Raw genomic sequence first — 22,222 nt, 5'->3', positions numbered from 1 at the left:
TATTGACAGTATGAAGTGTAGACGCTCATTCCCGATCAGGGCCAAGGGAGGCCGCAAGACTGGTTACCAGAGCCCTCAGGCGATTAGGCTTTACCGGCTTGTTCAGAATGGGCAGGTACTGGGTACTGATCAGCCGGCGCGTTTCATCGCTGCGGTCGGCGGTAATGACCGCAGCGGGGATATCACGATCGAAGTGACGACGAACGGCATGGATCGCCTCGCACCCTGTCAGGTTCTCATCCAGATGGAAGTCCGCAAGAATTATGTCGACGGCCTGACAGCACTCTATGGCAGTCACTGCGCTGCCTGCCGTCACCACCTGGCAACCCCAACGTTCCAGCACCGCCCGCATGCTCTCCTGCACCGGCTCTTCATTATCAATCACCAGAACGCGAAGACCCTCGAAAGAGGAAGAAACAGGTACCGGCGCCTCCCTGTCCCGATGACCAGCGGATGACTCCCTGACGTTGCTCTGCGGGAGGAAAATACTGAAACAGGAGCCCTTGCCATAAACGGAATCCACCCGAATTTCACAACCCAGCACCCTCGCCATTCGATCAACGATTGCCAGGCCCAGGCCAACCCCCTGCCGACCGCCACCTTTGGGCAGTATCTGATGGAACTCTCTGAAAATATCCTCAAGCTTTGCCTTTTCGATTCCGACACCGGTATCCCAGACTCCGATTTCCAGGTTGGAACCACGCTTGCGGGCAGCAAACAGGACTCCACCCTCGGTGGTGTAACGAAAGGCGTTGCTCAACAGATTCCTGAGGATCCGTGTCAGCATTCGCGGATCGGTGCGGACACTGCCGGCACCGGCACGCAGGCGGAAGTTCAGTTCCGCATTCTCAGCCAGTGGTTCAAATTCCTGAGCCAGCCCCCGCATCAGTTCACCAATGTCGGTATGAACATAGTCAGGCTGCATGGCTTTCTGTTCCAGCTTGGAGATATCCAGCAGATCCGCCAGCAGATCCTCCGCGCTTTCCAGCGAACGTTGCACCCGCTGTACCAGGCGGCTTTCGTTCACCGGCAGGTCGCTGTCGATCAGAGCAGAGACCAGCAGCCGGGCCGCATTCAGAGGCTGAAGCAGGTCATGACTGGCAGCCGCCAGGTATTTGTCCTTGCTTTCATTGGCTTGTCGTGCGGCATCCACAGCCACAACCAGTTCCTGCTCTACTTTCTCCCGCTGCTCTATCTGGTAGCGTAATCCCACATTGGCGTTCTGGAGCTCATCAGTGCGCTCTTCCACCCGGCGCTCCAGATCGGCGTTGAGCTTTCGCAGCTTTTCCCGAGCCAGGTGGCGTTCAGTAATGTCCGCAACAAAGGCTTCCACCACTTCCGGCCCGAGGTCCGGACGCCGAAGCAGCGTAATGGCAACGTGTACGGGGGTATTGTCAGCGCGCCTGAGCCGGGTTTCCCGGGCGCTGAGGCTGCCGTGATCCAGTAATTCCTGACGTATGGCGTCAAACTCTGCGGAACTGCAGAAAAGTTGCTCTCGCAGGCGAATGACACGGGCAATCAGGTCATCGGCATCGTCATAACCGCAGATGCGTGCCATGGCCGGGTTGGCAGCCACGAAACCACCCCTAAGATTGGCCTGGAAGATTCCGTGGAGGGCATTTTCAAACAGCCACTTGTAGCGGTTGCGTTCCTTTTCCAGTTCGTCAATCCGCTCCTGTAACGCCGGATAATAGTTCTTGCGTACCGACTGGCTGCCAAGACCGAGCAGGTCGCCGATGTCGTAGTCGGCATCGCTGGAATCAGAGGGCTTCTTCATAGACGACTTCAACATCACGCCGTGAAGACTTGCGGGGATTGGTGAGGATACAGGGATCCTGCAGCGCAAATCCCGACAGGTAAGGAATGTCGGAGGTGGTCACACCCAGTTTGGCCAGTTTTGCTTCCAGGCCCACTGCGCTCTTGAGCGCAACGATCCGCTCCATCAGGCGCTGCTTGATGACCGGTTTCGACATCCCGCGGGTATCAATATCCATGGCCTCGGCTACCCGCCGGAAACGCTCTTCGGCGGAGGTGTAATTATAGGCTACGACATGCTCCAGCAGCAGCGCATTACAAAGGCCGTGGGGCAGATCGAGGAAGCCCCCCAGGCTGTGGGACATGGCATGGACAGCGCCCAGAATCGCATTGGAAAACGCCAGCCCGGCCTGCATGGACGCCAGCATGATCTGTTCCCGAAGGTGCGCATCGGCGGTATTACGCACCAGCGGTTCCAGGTTGCGGTTGATCAGCCGGATGGCTTCCAGCGCATTGGTGTCGGTGAGCGGCCCGCTGCCGGTGGAAACGAAGGCCTCAATAGCATGCACCAGGGCGTCGACACCGGTACAGGCGGTCAGGTAGGCGTCCATGGTTTCGGTCACTTCCGGATCGATCAGCGCCACATCCGGCACAACCGCCTTGCTGATAATAGAGAATTTGAAACGCCGGTCGGGGTCGGAAATGATCGCAAACTGGGAGACATCCGCGGACGTACCGGCGGTGGTGGGAATCAGGATCATCGGCGGCGACGGCGAGGTGATGGTATCCACCCCCTCAAAATCGAGGATGCTCCGGCCATGGGCGCTGACAATGCCAATGCCCTTGGCGCAGTCCATGGGGCTGCCACCCCCGATGGCAACGATGACATCACACTCGCTGGAGCGATACAGCTCTGCACCGGCCATGACTTCGTCCACTTTGGGATTGGGCGATACGCCGGTAAACACCGTCACTCGAATGCCGGCCGTTACCAGAATGTCCACAATTTCCGTAACCCACCCTGCTTTCTCCACGCCGGGGTCGGACACCAGAAACACATGCCGGGCACCAAAGTTGCTGGCGAAATTGGCCACCGCCTTGCGGGAACCGGCACCAAAGACGATTTCGGGGGAAACAAACTTGCGCAGAGCGGAAATGTCGTAGCTCATGGGCGTTCTCTTCAGCAATACTGTTGTTGTTATATAAAACTCGAGTTTACCTCAAGTGCTGACCACCATCATCGCACTTTTGGCTATGCCGCTGATAGAACGCCAGCAGATTTTCAAGCAGCGCAATCTGATTGTGACGCTGCCGGAAACCGTGCCCTTCCTCTTCAAACCACCATAGTTCAACCTCCTGCCCGTTCTGCTCCAGTACCCGCACCATTGACTCGGTCTGTTCCGGCACTACCACCCGGTCCTGCCCGCCCTGGAAAAAGATCATGGGCCCACGGATACGGTGCGACTGCAGCACCGGCGTTCGTTCCCGCCAGCGCCCGGGAAACTCATCAGGCGGCCCCAGCAGCCAGCCCAGGTAACCGGACTCGAAACGATGCGTCACTTCCCTCAGGCGAGCAGGATCACTGACCCCGAACAGGCTGGCGCCGCCCCGGAACCGCTGGCTTCGAGTCATGGCCAGCAATGCCGTGTAACCACCGGAGCTACGGCCCTGAATAAACAGCCGGCGGGCATCCGCACGGCCGCTGGCCACCAGGTAATCCGCTGCCCGCTCCATGTCTTCCACGTCTGCCTGGCCCCAGTTGCCGGCCAGTACCAGGCGGAAATCCCGGCCAAATCCCGCGCTGCCACGGTAATTGACCTCTGCCACCGCAAACCCGTGATGGCACCAGAACTGGACCTGCGGATTGAACACCGGCCAGGCGGTGGAGGTGGGCCCGCCATGGGCAATCAGGATTAGTGGTGGTGGGGCAGATTCCGGCGAATGTCCTGCTGGCGGATACCAGAAACCGCTTACCTCCTCCGCGACTGTGTCCGATGCAGGAATCCAAAAGGTTTCCGGTGCAACGGTGACCGTATCGAAAGGGGGCTCTCCGCCCGCCAGTGTGATGACATCACCGGTTTTCATGTCCACCTGCACCACCGAGTCCAGGCACGTGGCAGACCGGGCAATGCAATAGAGATGATCTTCGATGACGGCGAGATGACGAATGTCCGCGTGGTCTGTCCGGACTCTGCCGGGCGTGGCACCGGCTGACGGTTTCAGCCACAGCTCTCCTCTTCCGGCAACATAACGCACCCGTGCCCAACCACCGTCTCCCAGAGGCAGATGATGACGCTCTCCCAATTGCCAGGGTGCACTAGCATGGTCCGCAGCCGTGGCATCCAGGCAGGTCCAGCTGGCTCTGCCTTCCGCAAAGGAAACCTGCCAGGGCTGCCACCAGCCCTCATGATCCGACAGTACATGCAGCTGTTCGCCATCAAAAACAGGCTGCTGAACGCTGCCATCTTCAGCCGTAGGCCAACAACGCGCCCGGACCAGCGCTCCGTCTGTATCAACATCCGCCGTCCAGAGAACTGAGGCCACCCAGGGCATGTCTGGCAGGGACCAGGACACCCAGGCAATACGTTTGCCACTGTCGGACAGTGCCGGAGCGCTGTAAAAATCCTCGCTGTCGTGAAGAAACCGGAGGCGGTTCTGGCCCTGGACTGCCACCAGCTGCTGACACCCCCTGCTTTCACGAACCGCCAGGACACGTTGAAGACGATGGTCCCACACCAGCCCGCCAAAGCTGGCGTCCGGGTCTTGCGTTAGCACTTCTAGGCTACCGGTACGGGGGTCAATACGATGAATCTGCTGCCCGGACGCTTCTACTGCAAACAAGTCGTCCGGCGAGGCGCATAGCGCACCACCGCCATACCCATTAACCTGGCTGCGAACCGCAAAATGTGAGGGAGTTACCCATTGAGCGCCATCGGAGGCGGCTCTTCTGAGCCGGTTGTCACCGCTGGCCGGGTCAAACTCCAACCAGAATATGCCCGCCCTGGATGCCGTCAGCGCCCCCCTCTGGATAAACGCAGCGGAGGCCTGCTCCGCAGAAAGCGGCAAGATTGACGACCGAGCTTCTGTCTCAGCCCCTGAAGAACAACCGGGAGTTGTCGGCGTTGCGATAGGTCAGCTCCTCCAGCCCGGCAGTGGCGTGATCCGCTGCCTTGCGGGCGGCAAGGATGCGGTCGTGATGGGGCGACTTGCTGCATACCGGGTCGGCGTTGTCGGCATTTCCGGTCAGCAGGTATGCCTGGCAACGACAACCACCAAAATCCTTGTCTTTTTCATCGCAGGAGCGGCAAGGTTCCGGCATCCAGCTGTCGCCACGGTAATGATTGAAACCGGGGCTGTCGTACCAGATGGAGTGTAGCGAGGATTCCCGCACATTGGGAAATTCGATGGGCAGCAGTCTCGCACTGTGGCAGGGCAAGGCGGTGCCATCCGGCGCCACAGTCAGGAACAGGCTGCCCCAGCCGTTCATACAGGCCTTGGGTCGTTCCTCGTAGTAATCCGGTGTGACGAAGATCAGTTTCATGGCCGAACCGCTGGCCGTCAGGCGTTTGCGGTAACTGTTCACTTCCGCCTCCGCCCTCTCCAGTTGCGACCTGGAGGGCATCAGCCCTTCACGATTCTCGAAGGCCCAGCCGTAATACTGGCAGGTAGCCAGCTCCACGTAATCTGCACCCAGCCGTTCGCAAAGGCTGATGATATCGTCCATCTGGTGGATGTTGTGACGGTGGATCACGAAGTTGAGCACCATGGGGTAGCCCGCTTCCTTCACCGCACGGGCCATCGCCAGTTTCTGGTCGAAGGCCTTGCGTGACCCGGCAACGGCGTTGTTCAGTTCCGGGTCCGAGGCCTGGAAGCTCACCTGGATGTGGTCCAGACCGGCGTCCCGGAAGGCGTTCACCTTGGCTTCGGTGAGTCCCAGCCCTGAGGTAATCAGGTTGGTGTAATACCCCAGTTGTCGGGCCTCGGCAATCAGTTCCGGGAGGTCCTGGCGCACCAGGGGCTCTCCGCCGGAAAAGCCCAGTTGTGCTGCGCCCATCTCGCGGCCCTGGCGAAGTACCTTTACCCACTCCTGCGTGGTCAGTTCCTGCTCGGTCTGGGCAAAATCCAGGGGATTGGAGCAGTAGGGGCACTGCAGCGGGCAGCGGTAGGTCAACTCCGCCAGCAACCATAATGGCGGTCCGATACCGGGGCGATCGCCGCTGGGCATGGCGTGGTAGCCGGTCATGTGAGCATTATCCAGTGTTGTTGTTCGGCATCATTCAGGAACTCGCTGACATCGTTTTCAAGGGAGCCCGCGTCCGGGAACTGTTGCTCCAGGATTGCCACAATATCCGCCACGTTCCTCTGGCCATTCACCTCTTTCAGGACTGCGCCTGCGCTGTCGTTCAGCCGCACCATGCCCTCCGGGTACAGCAGCACATGGGTGTTCTGGGCCGGCTCCCACTGGAAGCGAAAACCCGGGCGGAGACGTGGCACCTGCTTCAGGGACACAGCCATCACAGCCCCCGGTGCCACACCGGCTGATCGGTGACGGTGTGATACGGTGGCGTCCGGTGCTGATAAGCCATAGTCAGGGAATCCAACATCGACCATAAGATATCCAGTTTGAATTGCAGGATTTCCAGGGCACGGGCCTGCTGTGCCGTGGTGGTGAAATGATCCAGTGTGATGCTCAGCCCATGTTCCACATCGCGACGTGCTTCGGACAGCCGCTTGCGAAAATAGGCATACCCATCTGCCTTTATCCAGGGATAGTGCTGGGGCCAGCTGTCGAGCCGGGACTGGTGGATTTCCGGTGCGAACAGCTCGGTCAGCGAAGAGCATGCCGCTTCCTGCCAGGTCGCGCGACGAGCAAAATTCAGATAGGCATCCACGGCAAAGCGGACACCGGGCAGCACATGGCGCTGGTCGATCACTTCCTCGCGGGTTAGCCCCACCGCCTCTGCCAGGCGGAGCCAGGCTTCAATACCACCCTCGTCGTCGCTGTGGCCGTCATGATCCAGCACCCGCTGCAGCCATAACCAGCGCACGGAAGCATCCGGGCAGTTGGCCATGATGGCAGCGTCCTTGCGGGGAATGTTGATCTGATAATAAAAACGGTTGGCCACCCAGCCACGGATCTGTTCCGGCGTGCAGTCGCCGCCGTACATCGCTTTATGGTAGGGGTGGTGAATGTGGTAATACTGACCTTTGGCCCGCAGGGCCTGTTCGAAATCCTTGCGGTTCATGACCGGGGTCGCGATTGCATTCATGAGGGCACTGCCATATCCAGATGCATTCCGTCAAAGGACACTTCAATGTCGTGCCTTGCCAGCAGAGCCCGCTCCGGCGAGTCCTCATTCAGAATGGGGTTGGTGTTATTGATGTGGATAAGAATCTTCCGCTTTGCCGGCATGGTATCGAGCACCTCGATCATGCCACCGGGGCCGCTCTGTGCCAGGTGGCCCATTTCCTGGCCGGTGCGGGTGCCCACTTCACAGCGCAGCATTTCATCGTCGTGCCATACGGTGCCATCCACCAGCAGGGTATCGGCCCTGCGCATCCATTCCAGTATCTGCTCATCGGGCTGACCCAGGCCCGGGGCGTACATCAGGGTTTCGCCGCTGCGGGTGTCTTCGATGAACAGGCCAATATTGTCACCCGGATGCGGGTTGTTACGGCGTGGTGAATACGGCGGCGCGTTGCTCAGCAGCGGTATCGCGGTCAGTCGCAGGGACGGTGCGCAGGGTATGGTGAAGGACTGCTGATCGGTGCAGGGTACTTCGCGCCACTGGGGGCCACCATTCCAGTGTTCCAGCATGCGGAACAGCGGGAAACCACTGCTCAGGTCTTCATGTACCTGAGCGGTACACCACACATCCAGCGGCAACCCTTCACGCAGCATCAGCAGGCCGGTGGTATGGTCCACCTGGCTGTCAATCAGCAATACCGCGCCAATGCCGGTATCCCGCAGGGCCCTGCCCGGCTGCATGGCGTCAAACGACGCCAGTTGGGCACGGATATCCGGCGAGGTGTTGCAGAGAATCCAGCTCACACCGTCTTCGCTGATCGCGATGGATGACTGGGTGCGGGCGACGGCATTCAGTGTGCCTTTACGGAAACCGTCACAATTGGCGCAGTTGCAGTTCCACTGGGGAAAGCCACCGCCGGCTGCGGAACCAAGGATACGAATCTGCATGATGGGAGCTCCGGAAGCAGAATGGCCAGCGCAAAGTGGCTGGCCATCAATTCTCAGCGGTTGGCGAAGTACATGGTGACTTCGAAACCGATCCGCAGGTCTTCATAAGCTGGCTTGGTCCACATGATGCTTACCTCTTGTGATGATTGTTGTGGCATTCAGGATCCGTTAACCGGTTTTCCGGTAACTCACTCTCAATCCTACCCAGTCTCCGGATGGTCAAATATGGTACTTTGGCACTGATTTTTGCCCGATCCGGACGCAGGAAATCATCCTTTCGGACCATCTGTGTGAACTTCGGCAGGAAACAAAAAAAGGCCCTGGGAAGGGCCTGAAAGATGGCAGGAAAACCCCAAAGCCCCGGCCAGTCACCGGGGGAAGAAAATGCACATCCATGTGCTTACTCGCCACGGGACCCGTGTGGATAGGCCCGCGCACAACAGTCACTGCATTTACTGGCTCAGAAGAAGCCCAGCGGATTGATGTCGTAGCTGACCAGCAGGTTCTTGGTCTGCTGGTAGTGGTCCAGCGCCATCTTGTGGTTCTCACGTCCAACGCCGGACTTCTTGTAACCACCAAAGGCTGCATGGGCCGGATACTGGTGGTAGCAGTTAGTCCACACACGGCCCGCCTGGATGGCGCGGCCCATGCGGTAGGCACGGTTGATGTCGCGGGTCCACAGGCCGGCGCCCAGACCGAACTCGGTATCGTTGGCGATGGCCAGGGCTTCTTCCTCGTCCTTGAAGGTGGTTACACCCACCACCGGACCAAAGATTTCTTCCTGGAACACACGCATGTTGTTCTTGCCTTTGAACAGCGTGGGCTGGATATAGAAGCCGTTGTTGTAATCACCTTCCATTTCCTCACGGCCACCGCCGGTCAGCACTTCCGCGCCTTCCTGCTTGCCGATTTCCAGATAGGACATGATCTTGTCGAACTGCTCCTTGCTGGCCTGGGCACCCACCTGCACGTCGGTATCCAGCGGGTTGCCGCGCTTGATGGATTTGGTGCGCTCAATCACCTTGGCCATGAATTCGTCGTACATGTCTTCCTGGATCAGGGCGCGGGACGGACAGGTACAGACTTCACCCTGGTTGAAGAACGCCAGTACCAGGCCTTCCACACACTTGTCGATGAACTCCGGCTCGGCCTTCATCACGTCGGAGAAGTAGATGTTGGGAGACTTGCCACCCAGCTCCACGGTTGACGGAATGATGTTCTCGGCCGCGCACTTGAGGATGTGAGCACCTACCGGGGTGGAGCCGGTAAAGGCAATCTTGGCAATGCGCTTGCTGGTGGCAAGGGCCTGGCCGGCTTCGATGCCATAACCGTTGACGATGTTAACCACGCCCGGCGGCAGCAGGTCACCGATCAGGTCCATCAGAATCAGAATACTGGCAGGGGTCTGCTCAGCCGGCTTCATCACCGTGCAGTTACCTGCGGCGAGGCAGGGCGCCAGCTTCCAGACCGCCATCAGCAGCGGGAAGTTCCAGGGAATGATCTGGCCCACAACGCCCAGAGGCTCATGGTAGTGATAAGCCACGGTGTTGTTGTCAATGGCGCTGGAAGTGTCTTCCTGGGCACGGATACAACCGGCGAAGTAACGGAAGTGGTCCACCGCCAGCGGCAGGTCGGCGTTGATGGTTTCACGCACCGCCTTGCCGTTGTCCCAGGTTTCAGCAACCGCCAGCATCTCGATGTTTTGCTCAATGCGGTCGGCAATTTTCAGCAGAATGTTGGAACGTTCGGTGGTAGAAGTCTTGCCCCAGGCCGGCGCGGCCTTGTGGGCGGCGTCCAGAGCCAGGTCGATATCTTCGGCCGTGGAACGGGGAATCTCACAGATCACATCACCGGTTACCGGGGTGATGTTTTCAAAGTACTGGCCCTTGGCGGGAGCGACCCACTCACCACCAATAAAGTTTTCGTAACGGGGTTTGAAGGAGACGACGGAGCCTTCCTTTCCTGGTTGTGCGTAGATCATGGTCTCGACCTCTTGTTGTGTTTGTCGAAGGGCAACGCGGCCTTTCGCGTTTACCCAATCAATGTAGACCCCCGCGCCGGATAGGTGAATGATTCGATGGAGGTGAAAAACTCGTTCCTTAGTAGTAGATGGCATCAAAGCCGCGCCAGTACTGGTCAAACCTGCCTGAATAAATATTGCACCGTAAAATCCCTCACTGGTGCACAAAAACAGTGCGCATGCCCTGACAGAAAGCAAGCGCGTTTCGCCGTCAAAATAAAAAACCAACAAAACCAGACGGTTAATAATTGGCATAGTCTCTGCAATACCCGTATGACGCAGCGAGAAGTCGGTTACCGAAACCAGCATCAAAGCGCGACAATCTGACAAATAGTTCAACTAGGGTTCCGGCCTGTTCCTTGTAGCGATGCAAAAGCGAGACAAAACAGGCGACTGGTCCGAGAGTTGACGACCTTTTCCAAGGTTACACGGCGGGACAAAAGCCCGGGAGGATCGTTCAGTGACTGACGTCTCTCGTTTCTTTGAACCCCGTACCAGAAGGAAAAGGCGATGCTCGACTCTCTCAATAGCGCAGCCCCCCTATATGACGATCTGATTCCCGGCGGATCCCACTGGTCTTTCATCATGCGCCGCGGCCATGTTCTGCGCCTGATTGACGAAACCGGCGGGGCCAATGTCGGCATGCTGATGTACAACCCCGAGAACCCGCTCGAGCGGTACAACATGCCGGACACCCTGAAAAACCAGCACACCTTCCTGCTGACCAGGGGCCACGTATTGCTTTCGGACATGGGCCGGGTGTTTGCCTCTGTCATCCGCGACGACCTGGGCTGGCATGACACGGTCAGCGGCACCTGCAACGCCGAACTGGTCGAAAAGCGCTGGGGCAAAAAAACGTATCAGCAAGCCCACAACCACTATCACCGCAACGGCTTTACCAGCTTCCTCAACGAGTTGGCCAAATACGGCCTGGGCAAGAAAGACCTGACCGCCAACCTGAACTGGTTCAGCAAGGTGCAGACCGACGACGACGGCAACATGGCCTTCGACGCCAACCACTCGCACGCAGGCGCCACCGTGGACCTGCGTTTCGAGATGGACACCATCGTGGTGCTGCACACCTGCCCGCATCCAATGAATCCGGCCAGCGAGTACCCCAGCCATCCCGTGCGTTACCAGCTGTTCAAGGCGGCCCCCGTGGATGCCGACCCTTGCAAGCTCGCGTCACCGGAGGCCACCCGCGCCTTCGCCAACACTGCCCTTTATCACCTGTTTCAGTAACGGAGGCCGGACATGATCAAGCAAAGCGCATTGAAACCCGACAACGCCGCCTTCCGCGAAACCGTACCGGCAGGCGAGTATTTCCTGAAAGTCGTAAAGGCCGGCCAGACCGTCCGCATCCTGGACCTGGAAGGCAACCAGGCCGCAGACACCCTGTTCTACAACGCCCACAACCCCACCGAGCGTTACAGCGCCGTAGACACCATCCGCGAGCAAGGCAATGTTTACCTGACCGCCGGTTCCAGGCTGATGTCCTCGGAAAACAACGTAATGCTGGAGATCACCGCCGATACCTGTGGCCGTCATGACACCCTGGGTGGCGCCTGCGCGGCGGAGAGCAACACCACCCGTTATGCCCTGGAAAAAAAATGCATGCACGCCTGCCGCGACAGTTGGCTGGTGGCGGTTACCGAGCATGAAGAGCTGGGCATGACCAAACGGGACATTACCCACAACATCAACTTCTTCATGAACGTGCCGGTTACCGCCGACGGCGGCCTGACGTTTGCCGACGGCATTTCCGATGCCGGCAAATACGTGGAGCTGGAAGCGAAGATGGATGTGCTGGTAATGATTTCCAACTGCCCGCAGCTGAACAACCCCTGCAACGGCTGGAACCCCACACCGATCGAGGTGCTGGTATGGAGCTGACCGGTGCCCTCAATAACCCCGACAAAGTCCTGATTGCCAATCGCGGCGCCATTGCCTGCCGGGTGATCCGCACCCTGCGGGAAATGGGCATCACTTCGGTGGTGGTCTACGCCGAGGCGGATGCCGACTCCCTGCATGTGCGACAGGCAGACGAAGCTTACTCGCTGGGTGAAGGCTCGGCCGCAGCCACCTATCTGGACCAGGACAAGCTTTTCGAGATCGTCCGCAAGAGTGGCGCGAGCGCCATCCATCCGGGCTATGGTTTTCTCAGCGAAAACGCCGATTTTGCCCGCCGCTGTGATGCCGAAGGTGTGGTGTTTCTCGGCCCGACGCCGGAACAGATGGAACAGTTCGGCCTCAAGCACACCGCCCGGGCTCTGGCCGAGGAAGCTGGCGTACCACTGCTGCCCGGCACCGGCCTGCTGACGGGTCTGGACGAAGCGATACAGGCAGCTGAGGCAATCGGCTATCCGGTGATGCTGAAAAGCACTGCCGGCGGTGGTGGCATTGGCATGTCCCGCTGTTACAGCGCCGAGGAGCTGGGCAAAACTTTCGAGTCGGTACAGCGCCTGAGCCAGAATAACTTCAGCAACAGCGGCGTGTTCCTGGAAAAATTCGTGGAGCACGCACGCCATATCGAAGTGCAGCTGTTCGGAGACGGCCATGGCCAGGTGGCTGCCCTGGGCGAACGGGACTGTTCCGCCCAGCGCCGTAACCAGAAGGTAATCGAGGAAGCGCCCGCGCCAGGCCTGAGCGACGAGGTCCGCATCCGCATGCACGCCACCGCCCGCCAGCTGGGCGAAAGCATTGCCTACCGCAGTGCCGGCACCGTGGAGTTTATCTACGACCCGGACACCACCGAGTTCTACTTCCTGGAAGTGAATACCCGCTTACAGGTAGAGCACGGTGTGACCGAACAGGTTTACGGTGTGGACCTGGTTCGCTGGATGGTGGAACTTGGGGCCGGCACCCTGCCCGATCTGAAAGGGCTGAGTGGCAACCTCACTGCTTCCGGACATGCCATTCAGGCGCGCATCTATGCCGAGGATCCCAACAAGGATTTCCAGCCCGGAGCCGGCCTGCTCACCAATGTTGCCTGGCCCGAGGACGACGGCCTTCGCATTGACACCTGGATACAGCCGGGCACGGAAGTGTCACCCCTGTATGACCCTATGCTCGCCAAGATCATTGCGCACGAGCCCGATCGGGAGTCGGCCCGGCAGCGGCTGATGCAGGCCCTCGACGACAGCCAGCTGTACGGCATCGAGACCAATCTGAAATACGTGCGCCAAGTGCTGGACGACCCGCGTTTTGTGGAAGGCCGCCTGTTCACCCGCACTCTCAATGAATTTGACTACCAGCCAGCCACTGTGGATGTGCTTAGTGGCGGCACCATGACGACCATCCAGGATTACCCCGGACGGATCGGCTACTGGGAAATTGGTGTGCCGCCATCCGGCCCTTTCGACAGCTACTCGTTCCGGCTCGGTAACCGGCTGCTGGGCAATCCGGAAAAAGCGCCGGGCCTGGAAATCACTCTCAAGGGGCCAGTGCTCAGCTTTAATCGCGCCAGCCAGATTGTGCTCACCGGCGCACCGCTGGACGCCACCCTGAACGATGAGCCGGTGGGCTTCTGGCAGGTGATTGACGTGCCCGCCGGTGCCACCCTGAAGCTCGGCGCCACCACCGGCGACGGCGCACGGGCCTATGTGCTGTTCGGTGGTGGCCTGGACTGCCCGGAATACCTCACCTCCTGCAGCACCTTTACCCTTGGCCAGTTCGGCGGCCACTGTGGCCGCGCTCTGCGAGCCGGAGATGTTCTGGCGCTGAGCGAAGCAAAAACCGTTGCTGCCACTACCCTGCCCAACGAACTGAAACCGACCATTGGCAAAACCTGGAAGCTCCACGTCACCTATGGTCCCCACGGGGCACCGGACTATTTCACCGACCAGGACATCGACACTTTCTTCGCCAGCGAGTGGGAGATTCATTACAACTCCAGCCGCACCGGCGTGCGCCTGATCGGCCCGAAACCGGAATGGGCCCGCAGCAACGGTGGCGAAGCCGGAATGCACCCCTCCAACATTCACGACAATGCCTATGCGGTAGGCACCGTGGATTTCACTGGCGACATGCCGGTAATCCTCGGCCCCGACGGCCCCAGCCTGGGCGGATTCGTCTGCCCGGTCACAGTCATCAGCGCCGACCTCTGGAAACTGGGCCAGCTCAAGGCCGGGGACAAGCTGCAGTTCGTGCCGGTGAGCCAGGATCAGGCGGTTGCCTTGCGGGAAGCCCTGGATGAATCCGTGGCCACCCTGACGGCAGCCACCGCCTACATCACGCCCATCAAACCAGAAACCCCGATTCTCGATTCGCTCAGCAACACCAACCATGAAACCGGCGTGGTGTACCGGGCCGCCGGCGACAACTACGTGCTGGTGGAATACGGTCCCATGGAACTGGATATCCGCCTGCGCTTCCGCGCCCACGCCCTGATGCTCTGGCTGCGTGAGCAAGAGCACCCGGCCATTCTGGAACTGACGCCGGGCATCCGTTCCCTGCAGGTGCATTACGACAGCCAGAAGCTGAACCAGCGGGCCCTGCTGGACCTGCTGATCAGCGCCGAAAAGGAACTGGAAAAGCAGCCGGAATGGGACGTGCCCGCACGCATCGTGCACCTGCCCCTGTCCTGGGATGACGAAGCCTGCCAGACCGCCATTGCCAAATACATGCAGTCGGTGCGCAAGGACGCCCCCTGGTGCCCGAGCAATCTGGAATTCATCCGCCGCATCAACGGGCTGGACAGCATCGACGAGGTGAAAAAGACACTCTTCGAGGCGAGCTACCTGGTGATGGGCCTTGGGGATGTCTATCTGGGCGCTCCGGTGGCCACACCGCTGGACCCTCGTCATCGACTGGTGACCACCAAATACAACCCGGCCCGCACCTGGACTGCGGAAAACTCTGTGGGCATCGGCGGCGCCTACCTGTGCATTTACGGCATGGAAGGGCCCGGCGGCTATCAGTTTGTCGGCCGTACCCTGCAGATGTGGAATCGCTACCGCACCACCGACTTCTTCGAGCCCGGCAAGCCCTGGCTGCTGCGATTCTTCGACCAGGTTCGCTTCTATGAGGTAAGTGCGGACGAACTCAAACAGATCCGCCGGGATTTCCCCAACGGCGACTACCCGATCCGCATCGAGGAGACCCGGTTCAACCTCAAGGACTACGAGCAGTTCCTGGCGGACAACAGCAACGAGATCCAGACGTTCACGTCCAGGCGCAAGCAGGCTTTCGATGAGGAGCTGCAGCGCTGGATCGAGTCCGGCCAGATCAACTTCAGTTCCGAGGCGCCCATAGAGGACACCGGCGAGGATGACATCGCCAACCTGCCCACCGGCCAGCACGCTGTGGAAAGCCATGTGGCAGGTAACCTCTGGGAATGCCTGGTCAAGCCTGGCGACACCATCGAGGCCCAGCGGCCGGTGGCAGTCGTCGAATCCATGAAGATGGAAATCGAACTACTGAGCCCGGTCGCTGGCCGCGTGGTGGACGTGCGACGGGAAGCAGGCCAGGCGGTCTCGCCGGGAACGCCGGTGGTGATCGTGGAAGAGATCAGTCAATGAATGCCAACAACCCCATATCAAAACCGAAATCAAAAACACCAGACCTACCAACACGGGCAACGCCCGAGGAGAGACACCATGAAAACATCTGACCTGAGCAAACATCTGGCGGCCGGCCTGCTGACCGCCTCCCTGTCCATGGGGGCTCTTGCCGAGGAAAAAGATTCCTTCAGCATCGCCTGGACCATCTACGCCGGCTGGGTACCCTGGCAGTATGCCGAAGACTACGGAATCATGAAGAAGTGGGCGGACAAGTACGATATCGAAGTGGATATTGTGCAGGTGAACGACTACATCGAATCCATTAACCAGTACACCGCCGGCCAGTTTGACGGGGTGGTCGCCACCAGCATGGACGGACTGTCGATTCCCGCAGCGTCTGGCGTGGATACCACCGCCCTGATCGTCGGAGACTATTCAAACGCCAACGATGGCCTGGTATCCAAGGATGCGGAATCTATTGCCGATCTGGAAGGCGAGACCGTGCACCTTGTTGAGCTGTCCGTTTCCCATTACCTGCTGGTGCGGGCGCTGGATACCGTTGGCCTGGAAGAGCGTGATATCAGCGTGGTGAACATTTCAGATGCGGATCTGGTATCCGCTTTCCAGACTGACGATGTGCACCACGTCGCTACCTGGAATCCGCTACTGGCGGAAGTGGAAGCCTACCCCGGCGCTACCAAACTGTTCGATTCCAGCCAGATTCCCGGCCACATTAAGGACCTGACCCTGGTGAATTCCGAGACTCTGGAAGACAACCCCAAGCTGGGCAAGGCCCTCGTCGGCGCCTGGTATGAAACCATGAGCATTCTGGCTTCGGACTCTGAGGAGGGCCAGGAAGCCCGGGCTTTTCTGGGTGAGCTGTCCGGTACCGACCAGGCCGGTTATGAGGCTCAGTTGGCGGGCATGAAAATGTTCTGGAAGCCGGAGAACTCAGTTGAGTTCATCCGTAGCGATGAGGCCCGTGAAGCCATGGACAGCGTTCGCCAGTTCTCGTTCGACAAGGGGCTGCTTGGCCAGGGCGCCATGAGCCCGGACTTTGTGGGTATCGAGTTTCCGGATGGTTCGATAATGGGCGACGAGGGCAACGTGAAGCTGCGGTTTAACGACAGCTACATGCAGATGGCGTCGGACGGCGATATCTGAGCCAACGTGACCTATGTCACTGAAAACGTCGGGCACGAACATTCGTGCCCGTTTTCGTTTAGAGTTAGCGGAAGGGTTGGTATGGGGGAGGCTTGCCAAAACTGTGCGGAGCCATGGATGGCGGAGCCCAAGCGTCACATGGACGTGCCGTAAGGAGCGTGTTTTGGAAAGCCTCCCCCATACCAACCCGAAACTCCCAAGCCAGACGGAATAGATGGTCCCTATGCGTCGTACCAAGGAAGATGCTGAGAAGACACGCCAGACGGTTCTGGAAGCTGCGTTAAAGCTGTTTAGCCGGGACGGCTATTCTCTCACCACCCTGAGCCGTATTGCCAAGGAGGCTGGTTGCAGCCGTGGGCCGATTTACTGGCATTTTCAGAACAAAGATGACCTGTACGAAGCGGTGCTCGCCTATTCCCAGGAACCGTTGGAGACACTGGTTACCGAGTGCGCAGGTATGCGGGAGACGCCGATTGAGGCGATGGATCGGTTTATCGAGCAATGGCTGGGACTGCTGGCAAATAACAGGCAATACCGGCAGTCGTTCGAGATTCTGCTGAACAAGACGGAACTGACCGATGCCATGAGCCGCACGCTGAAAAGGGAACGGGCGCTAACGAAGTCTATCATCGAGTTGTTTCAGGATCTGGTTGGGCGGGCTGTGGAGCACGGCTTGATAACGACCAGGGAAGATCCAAACGATCTTGGATTGCTGAGCTATACTTACCTGATGGGTATCACCCAAACATGGTTGTTTGCACCGAAGCTCTTCTCTCTCAAGCAGGAAACGCCGTTTTTCCAGAGGCAATTCTGGGCATTGCTCGGTAAGAACTAACGAAAGAAAGCTCTGCTCGCTTTTTCAGGCAACTCCGAAGTAGCGCTGGCGGGTGGGAGCCCTTTCAGGGGATGTCGAAAACAGGGATGTTTTCGTCAAGCGTACAGGGACGTATTCACAGCGTGCCCCTGAAAGGGCTCCCACCCGCCAGCGCGGTCAGAGTAAAACTGCCAATAACCGATCAGAACATCTTCAGATAGCGATCAACTTCCCACTCAGACACATGGTTCTGGTAGCTTTCCCACTCGCCTTTCTTGTACTCCACAAAGCTGTTGAACATAGCCTCGCCGAACACCTCTTTAGCCAGCGGATCTGCCTCGAAGGCCTCCACCGCCTCGCCCAGGTTACGGGGCAGGTATTCGATGCCACGTTCGGCGATTTCCGCGTCGCTGTAGTTGTACATGTTCTCGTGGTGGGGAGCGCCCGCATCGAGGCCCTCACGGATGCCTTCCAGGCCGGCCGCCAGGATCAGGGCACTGCCGAGGTAGGGGTTGCAGGCGATATCGGCGGCGCGGCACTCAATGCGGCCGCCCATACCGGGGATGCGGATCATATTGGTGCGGTTGTTGGAGCCGTAGCACATGAACACAGGTGCCCAGGTGGAGCCGGACATGCTGCCCTGGCGAACCAGGCGTTTATAGCTGTTGACCGTGGGGGCAATGACGGCGCTGATGGCGGCACCGTGTTTCAGCACACCGGCAGTGAAATGATACGCGATCTTGCTGATACCGCAGTCATGCAGGTCATCGCCGTCAGGCTCGAACAGGTTCTTGCCGGTTTTGATGTCCGCCAAAGACATATTGTAGTGGGCGCCGCTACCGGTGCGGTCACCAAATGGCTTGGGCATGAAGCTGGCAAAGGCGCCATGCTTGCGGGCGATTTCGTTGGCCATCATGCGGAAGAACACCAGGCGGTCGGCCATGGTCAGGCCTTCGGCGTATTTGAAGTCGGTTTCGAACTGCCCGTTGGCATCTTCATGGTCGAACGAGTACACATCCCAGCCCAGTTCATTCATCGCATCCACCAGCTCGTCCACGATGGGCAGGTTGTCCATCAGGGTGCGTGGGTCGTAGCAGGGCTTGCCCAGGCTGTCGCGGTCACTCAGCGGGGCGAAACCGCCATCCTCGGTCTCACGGAACAGGAAGAACTCCGTTTCAATGCCCAGGTTGAAGCGGTAGCCCATGCCCGCAGCCGCATCCAGCTGGCGACGGAAAATATTGCGGGAACAGGCTCCAAATGGTTTTCCGTTGAGGTAAAGGTTTCCAGGAAACCACGCGAGTTTTCGGTTCCAGGGGCAGATGGCGACGCCACCGACATCCGGCATCGCCGCCACTTCGTCGTCGGAGATATCCTGGGGCACGCCGTCCAGGGCAGCCCCCGTGTATAGCTCCGAGCCTTCCATCATCTGGCCGAGGTGGGCAACGGGTACAAACTTGCCTTTGCTGATGCCATGGATATCCACGTAACTGGCGATGGCGTATTTGACACCAGCATCCGCGAGCTTCTGTTTCAGGGCCTGGTTGTCGGTCAGGTCTGTCATTGTGTTTCCCCTCGTTAACCCGGCGAAGCGGGTAATCAATGTAAGTTCTGGCACGTTTCTTTCTACGGCTTTGCCATTCAACTTACATGCCAGCGTGTATATATAATTGATAAAGGGTCGATTCAGAACCTGGACACTACACGGAAAGAGAGGTCAGAAATGACGGTAAAGCAGTGGCTTAAAGATGAGTTCGAGGCAGGCGACCTGCCCCTTTCCAGCGGTGAGACCCTGAATTCGGCCTGCCTGCACTACCACCAGATCGGGGAACTGAACGCACCAAAAGATAACCTGATCCTGTTACCCACGTACTATGGTGGTGCAGCTTCGGGCAACCATCCATGGATTGGCGACGACAGCCCGCTGGACCCTGACAGGTACTGCATCGTCATCCCGTCCCTGCTGGGGGCCGGGGAGTCCTCCTCTCCATCGAATACCCGTGGACACCAGGCCGGCCCCGACTTTCCCGCGGTCAGTCTTTACGACAATGTGATGCTGCAGAAGCGTCTGGTGGATGACGTATTCGGCGGTGCCAGCATTGCCCTGGTAATGGGCTGGTCCATGGGTGGCATGCAGGCGCTGCAATGGGGATGCCTGTTTCCGGACAAGGTTCGCGCGGTTCTCGCTTCATGCTGCACGGCACAATGCTACCCCCACAACCGGGTATTCCTGGAAGGTGTAAAAGCCGCCCTAACCTGCGATCAAAACTTTCAGGGAGGTCATTACCGGAGCCCGCCACAACGAGGGTTAAGGGCGTTTGGTCGGGTATATGCAGGCTGGGCCTATTCCCAGGCGTTCTTCCGCCACGAACTCTGGCGTAGCCTGGGATTTGGTTCCATCGAGGCTCTGTTACGGTACTGGGAAGATGACCACCTGGGCCAGGATGCCAATAACCTGCTGGTGATGCTAAGCACCTGGCAGCGTGGCGACATCAGTGACAACCCGGTGTTCCAGGGCAACTACAATGCCGCACTCGCTTCGCTCACCATGCCGACCCGGATGATGCCTGGCAGTACCGACCTCTACTTCACGGTCGAGGATGCCCTGCAGGATGCCCGCCAAATGCCGGGAGCCACCTTTGACCCTCTCATTTCTGACTGGGGGCATATTGCCGGAGGTGCTGGCAGGGAAACCCGGAGTCACCAGGAGATTCTTGCCGCTGCGCAGTCGCTTCTGGGCAGGAACGAGCCATGACTGTGCACTCACACGCATCATGCACATCAATGGTGCGTCGATTCGCTCCCGATCAGTCCGGATCGCCCCGGTTGTGCCCGTTTTACGAAGCTGGCACGCCATCTGCACTGGTATGGACAGACGGTTTAGAAACCCCGATCCGTTCACGACAACACCGCGAAGCGCGCGGCGAAACAACGAAAAAATGGGTGACTAGGGTTCCGGTCCGGGCGTGACAGCAGCAGCCCGGATGGCTGGTCCGAGAGTTACCGACCTCTGGGAGGTTACACGGCGGGACAAAAGCCCGGGAGACTGAATCGCAAGGGATGCCGTTGCCCGCGATGGACTTGCCGTGTTGTGTGACCAGAGGAGACAACCTATGCGACTGATCAACCGCCACCCCGGGCGCGTATCGGCTACCCTGCTTGGCCTACTGCCCTTCCTGTTGATCATGCTGATCTACAGCCTTGCCTCCCAGGAGCGACTGGCTGAGAATCCCAACGACAAACTGCTTCCCGGCCTCGAACAGATGACCGCCGCGGTCGACCGCATGGCCTTCCAGCAAGACCGGCGCAGCGGCGATTATCTGATGTGGAAGGACACCACCGCCAGCCTGGAACGACTGGGGATCGGGGTTGCTATCGCAGCTTCCCTGGCATTGGTGATCGGTATGCTGAATGGCGCCCTGCCGCTGGTAAGAGCCAACCTTGCACCACTGGTGTCAGCACTTTCCATGGTCCCGCCGCTGGCGATATTACCTATCCTGTTTATCGTATTCGGCCTTGGAGAGCTCTCCAAGGTCATGTTGATCGTCATCGGTACGGCGCCCATCATGATGCGGGATGTGGCTCAGCGGGTGCGGGAGCTTCCAGGCGAACAACTGATCAAGATCCAGACTCTCGGGGCCAATTCCTGGCAGGTCATTACCCGCATGGTGCTGCCCCAGGTAATGCCACGCCTGATCGATTCCGTGCGCCTCAGCCTGGGCCCGGCATGGCTGTTCCTGATCGCCGCGGAAGCCATAGCCTCCACCGAAGGCCTGGGTTACCGGATCTTCCTGGTGCGGCGCTACCTCGCCATGGATGTGATCCTGCCCTATGTCATCTGGATCACCATTCTCGCCATCGTTATCGACCAGTGTCTGCGCCTTGCCAACCGCAGGCTGTTCCCGTGGTACAACGCAGGAGGCCACTGATGAGTTTTATTACGGTTAGTAATCTCTGGAAAGAGTATGGCGACCTGGTGGTACTGGAGAACCTGAACCTTAGCGTGAAACAGGGTGAATTCTGTACTCTCGTTGGCGCTTCAGGTTGCGGTAAGTCCACCTTCCTGAAAATGCTGCTGGGGCAGGAAACCCCCAGTCGTGGTCAGTTACTTCTCGAAGGCGAAGCCTTTCCAGGGGAGCCCGACCGGAACCGGGGCATCGTGTTTCAGCGCTACTCGGTATTCCCACACCTGACCGTGCGCCAGAATGTTCTGATGAGCCTGGAGCTGGAGCAAAAGCCCTGGCTCGGCAAACTGTTTGGCAGTGCCCGGCGCGAAGCTCTGGAGAAGGTAGACACGATGCTGGCTTCGGTTGGCCTGGAAGCGTCCGCCACCAAGTGGCCGCACGAACTTTCTGGCGGCATGCAGCAACGCCTTGCCATTGCCCAGTCCCTGATCATGCGCCCCCGCGTGCTGTTGCTGGACGAACCCTTCGGCGCGCTCGACCCGGGTATCCGCAAGGACATGCACGATCTGCTGCTGAAACTGTGGCAGGAGACGGGAACGACCATTTTCATGGTAACTCACGATTTACAGGAGGGGTTTTATCTGGGCACGCGGCTACTGGTGTTCGACAAGGTTCGTAATGATCCCCATGACCCACAGGCCTTCGGCGCTTCCATCACCTATGATCTGCCCACTGGGCAAAGTGATCGCCAACTGATGGCCCATATCAATGACTCCGTCAGCCAGACGGCTCGCCATCAGGCAGCATGAGCCAATGCTGCTTTACCGGAACGAAAAGGGGCCACCCGAAGGCAGCCCCTTTCAAACCGAT

Annotated in this window: 18 protein-coding genes and 2 riboswitches; of the genes, 8 read left to right on the top strand and 10 right to left on the bottom strand. The window is 59.0% G+C overall.

Annotated elements, in window-relative coordinates; genetic code table 11:
* Window positions 1-25: 25 nt before the first annotated feature.
* From QPM17_RS09055 to exaC, 9 genes are all read right to left on the bottom strand, one after another.
* The gene (locus QPM17_RS09055) at window positions 26-1,777 is read right to left on the bottom strand and encodes a PAS domain-containing hybrid sensor histidine kinase/response regulator (RefSeq protein ID WP_285390324.1); all 1,752 of its coding nucleotides are present in this window, start codon (window positions 1,775-1,777) and stop codon (window positions 26-28) included.
* Window positions 1,761-2,924 carry an alcohol dehydrogenase-like regulatory protein ErcA gene (ercA, locus tag QPM17_RS09050; protein ID WP_285390323.1) on the bottom strand — a complete coding sequence of 388 codons (1,164 nt, stop codon included), beginning with the start codon at window positions 2,922-2,924 and terminating at the stop codon, window positions 1,761-1,763. The genes QPM17_RS09055 and ercA overlap by 17 nt, the downstream gene beginning before the upstream one ends.
* A gap of 46 nt (window positions 2,925-2,970) precedes the next feature.
* Window positions 2,971-4,821 (bottom strand): alpha/beta hydrolase family protein, encoded by a 1,851-nt coding sequence (locus QPM17_RS09045; RefSeq protein ID WP_285390322.1) that lies wholly within the window; start codon window positions 4,819-4,821, stop codon window positions 2,971-2,973.
* Between the two features lie 22 nt (window positions 4,822-4,843).
* Window positions 4,844-5,998 carry a pyrroloquinoline quinone biosynthesis protein PqqE gene (gene pqqE, locus QPM17_RS09040; RefSeq protein ID WP_285390321.1) on the bottom strand — a complete coding sequence of 385 codons (1,155 nt, stop codon included), beginning with the start codon at window positions 5,996-5,998 and terminating at the stop codon, window positions 4,844-4,846.
* A complete protein-coding gene (gene pqqD / locus QPM17_RS09035; protein WP_285390370.1) occupies window positions 5,995-6,273 on the bottom strand; it encodes a pyrroloquinoline quinone biosynthesis peptide chaperone PqqD in 279 nt (92 codons plus the stop codon). Before pqqD ends, pqqE begins: the two co-directional genes overlap by 4 nt.
* Entirely contained in the window at window positions 6,270-7,025 is a 756-nt protein-coding gene (gene pqqC / locus QPM17_RS09030; RefSeq protein WP_285390320.1) for a pyrroloquinoline-quinone synthase PqqC, read from the bottom strand. Before pqqC ends, pqqD begins: the two co-directional genes overlap by 4 nt.
* Window positions 7,022-7,951 (bottom strand): pyrroloquinoline quinone biosynthesis protein PqqB, encoded by a 930-nt coding sequence (gene pqqB / locus QPM17_RS09025; protein ID WP_285390319.1) that lies wholly within the window; start codon window positions 7,949-7,951, stop codon window positions 7,022-7,024. Before pqqB ends, pqqC begins: the two co-directional genes overlap by 4 nt.
* 53 nt (window positions 7,952-8,004) lie before the next feature.
* Window positions 8,005-8,076 (bottom strand): pyrroloquinoline quinone precursor peptide PqqA, encoded by a 72-nt coding sequence (gene pqqA, locus QPM17_RS09020; protein WP_007153157.1) that lies wholly within the window; start codon window positions 8,074-8,076, stop codon window positions 8,005-8,007.
* Window positions 8,077-8,411: 335 nt separating this feature from the next.
* Window positions 8,412-9,932 carry an acetaldehyde dehydrogenase ExaC gene (gene exaC / locus QPM17_RS09015; RefSeq protein ID WP_285390318.1) on the bottom strand — a complete coding sequence of 507 codons (1,521 nt, stop codon included), beginning with the start codon at window positions 9,930-9,932 and terminating at the stop codon, window positions 8,412-8,414.
* Between the two features lie 367 nt (window positions 9,933-10,299).
* Window positions 10,300-10,424: riboswitch (guanidine-I (ykkC/yxkD leader) on the top strand.
* Between the two features lie 57 nt (window positions 10,425-10,481).
* Between exaC and QPM17_RS09010 the strand changes: the two genes are divergently transcribed.
* From QPM17_RS09010 to QPM17_RS08990, 5 genes are all read left to right on the top strand, one after another.
* Window positions 10,482-11,213 (top strand): urea amidolyase associated protein UAAP1, encoded by a 732-nt coding sequence (locus tag QPM17_RS09010; protein WP_285390317.1) that lies wholly within the window; start codon window positions 10,482-10,484, stop codon window positions 11,211-11,213.
* Between the two features lie 12 nt (window positions 11,214-11,225).
* A complete protein-coding gene (locus QPM17_RS09005; protein WP_285390316.1) occupies window positions 11,226-11,864 on the top strand; it encodes an urea amidolyase associated protein UAAP2 in 639 nt (212 codons plus the stop codon).
* Window positions 11,855-15,490: an urea carboxylase gene (uca, locus tag QPM17_RS09000; protein ID WP_285390315.1), complete on the top strand. Its 3,636-nt coding sequence runs from the start codon at window positions 11,855-11,857 to the stop codon at window positions 15,488-15,490. Before QPM17_RS09005 ends, uca begins: the two co-directional genes overlap by 10 nt.
* A gap of 78 nt (window positions 15,491-15,568) precedes the next feature.
* A complete protein-coding gene (locus QPM17_RS08995) occupies window positions 15,569-16,636 on the top strand; it encodes a putative urea ABC transporter substrate-binding protein (protein ID WP_285390314.1) in 1,068 nt (355 codons plus the stop codon).
* A 223-nt stretch (window positions 16,637-16,859) separates the two neighbouring features.
* Window positions 16,860-17,471, top strand: coding sequence for a TetR family transcriptional regulator (locus QPM17_RS08990; RefSeq protein WP_285390313.1), 612 nt, complete (start codon window positions 16,860-16,862; stop codon window positions 17,469-17,471).
* Window positions 17,472-17,652: 181 nt separating this feature from the next.
* On the opposite strand, the gene glnT is transcribed toward QPM17_RS08990, so the two are convergent.
* Window positions 17,653-19,011: a type III glutamate--ammonia ligase gene (gene glnT, locus QPM17_RS08985; protein ID WP_285390312.1), complete on the bottom strand. Its 1,359-nt coding sequence runs from the start codon at window positions 19,009-19,011 to the stop codon at window positions 17,653-17,655.
* Between the two features lie 159 nt (window positions 19,012-19,170).
* On the opposite strand from glnT, the gene QPM17_RS08980 reads away from it, so the two are divergent.
* The 3 genes from QPM17_RS08980 (at window position 19,171) to QPM17_RS08970 (ending at window position 22,161) form a co-directional block, all read left to right on the top strand.
* Complete coding sequence (locus QPM17_RS08980; RefSeq protein ID WP_285390311.1) at window positions 19,171-20,202, top strand: alpha/beta fold hydrolase; 1,032 nt, start codon at window positions 19,171-19,173, stop codon at window positions 20,200-20,202.
* A 181-nt stretch (window positions 20,203-20,383) separates the two neighbouring features.
* Window positions 20,384-20,494: riboswitch (guanidine-I (ykkC/yxkD leader) on the top strand.
* 66 nt (window positions 20,495-20,560) lie between these two features.
* Window positions 20,561-21,376 carry an ABC transporter permease gene (locus tag QPM17_RS08975; protein WP_285390310.1) on the top strand — a complete coding sequence of 272 codons (816 nt, stop codon included), beginning with the start codon at window positions 20,561-20,563 and terminating at the stop codon, window positions 21,374-21,376.
* On the top strand, window positions 21,376-22,161 hold the full coding sequence (locus QPM17_RS08970) for an ABC transporter ATP-binding protein (RefSeq protein ID WP_285390309.1): 786 nt from the start codon (window positions 21,376-21,378) through the stop codon (window positions 22,159-22,161). Before QPM17_RS08975 ends, QPM17_RS08970 begins: the two co-directional genes overlap by 1 nt.
* The last annotated feature ends 61 nt before the right edge of the window (window positions 22,162-22,222 follow it).

This window comes from Marinobacter azerbaijanicus (genome assembly GCF_030250645.1).
GTDB lineage: Bacteria > Pseudomonadota > Gammaproteobacteria > Pseudomonadales > Oleiphilaceae > Marinobacter > Marinobacter azerbaijanicus.
Note: the sequence above shows the minus strand (reverse complement) of the source record. Positions and strands in the feature narration are given on the sequence as shown.

Coding starts and splice junctions, on each gene's coding strand:
- QPM17_RS08995 (WP_285390314.1), top strand. CDS start 15,569: ATGAAAACATCTGACCTGAGCAAACATCTGGCGGCCGGCCTGCTGACC.
- QPM17_RS08990 (WP_285390313.1), top strand. CDS start 16,860: ATGCGTCGTACCAAGGAAGATGCTGAGAAGACACGCCAGACGGTTCTG.
- pqqC (WP_285390320.1), bottom strand. CDS start 7,025: ATGAATGCAATCGCGACCCCGGTCATGAACCGCAAGGATTTCGAACAG.
- QPM17_RS08975 (WP_285390310.1), top strand. CDS start 20,561: ATGCGACTGATCAACCGCCACCCCGGGCGCGTATCGGCTACCCTGCTT.
- QPM17_RS08970 (WP_285390309.1), top strand. CDS start 21,376: ATGAGTTTTATTACGGTTAGTAATCTCTGGAAAGAGTATGGCGACCTG.
- ercA (WP_285390323.1), bottom strand. CDS start 2,924: ATGAGCTACGACATTTCCGCTCTGCGCAAGTTTGTTTCCCCCGAAATC.
- glnT (WP_285390312.1), bottom strand. CDS start 19,011: ATGACAGACCTGACCGACAACCAGGCCCTGAAACAGAAGCTCGCGGAT.
- QPM17_RS09055 (WP_285390324.1), bottom strand. CDS start 1,777: ATGAAGAAGCCCTCTGATTCCAGCGATGCCGACTACGACATCGGCGAC.
- pqqE (WP_285390321.1), bottom strand. CDS start 5,998: ATGACCGGCTACCACGCCATGCCCAGCGGCGATCGCCCCGGTATCGGA.
- exaC (WP_285390318.1), bottom strand. CDS start 9,932: ATGATCTACGCACAACCAGGAAAGGAAGGCTCCGTCGTCTCCTTCAAA.
- QPM17_RS09005 (WP_285390316.1), top strand. CDS start 11,226: ATGATCAAGCAAAGCGCATTGAAACCCGACAACGCCGCCTTCCGCGAA.
- pqqB (WP_285390319.1), bottom strand. CDS start 7,951: ATGCAGATTCGTATCCTTGGTTCCGCAGCCGGCGGTGGCTTTCCCCAG.
- QPM17_RS09010 (WP_285390317.1), top strand. CDS start 10,482: ATGCTCGACTCTCTCAATAGCGCAGCCCCCCTATATGACGATCTGATT.
- uca (WP_285390315.1), top strand. CDS start 11,855: ATGGAGCTGACCGGTGCCCTCAATAACCCCGACAAAGTCCTGATTGCC.
- QPM17_RS08980 (WP_285390311.1), top strand. CDS start 19,171: ATGACGGTAAAGCAGTGGCTTAAAGATGAGTTCGAGGCAGGCGACCTG.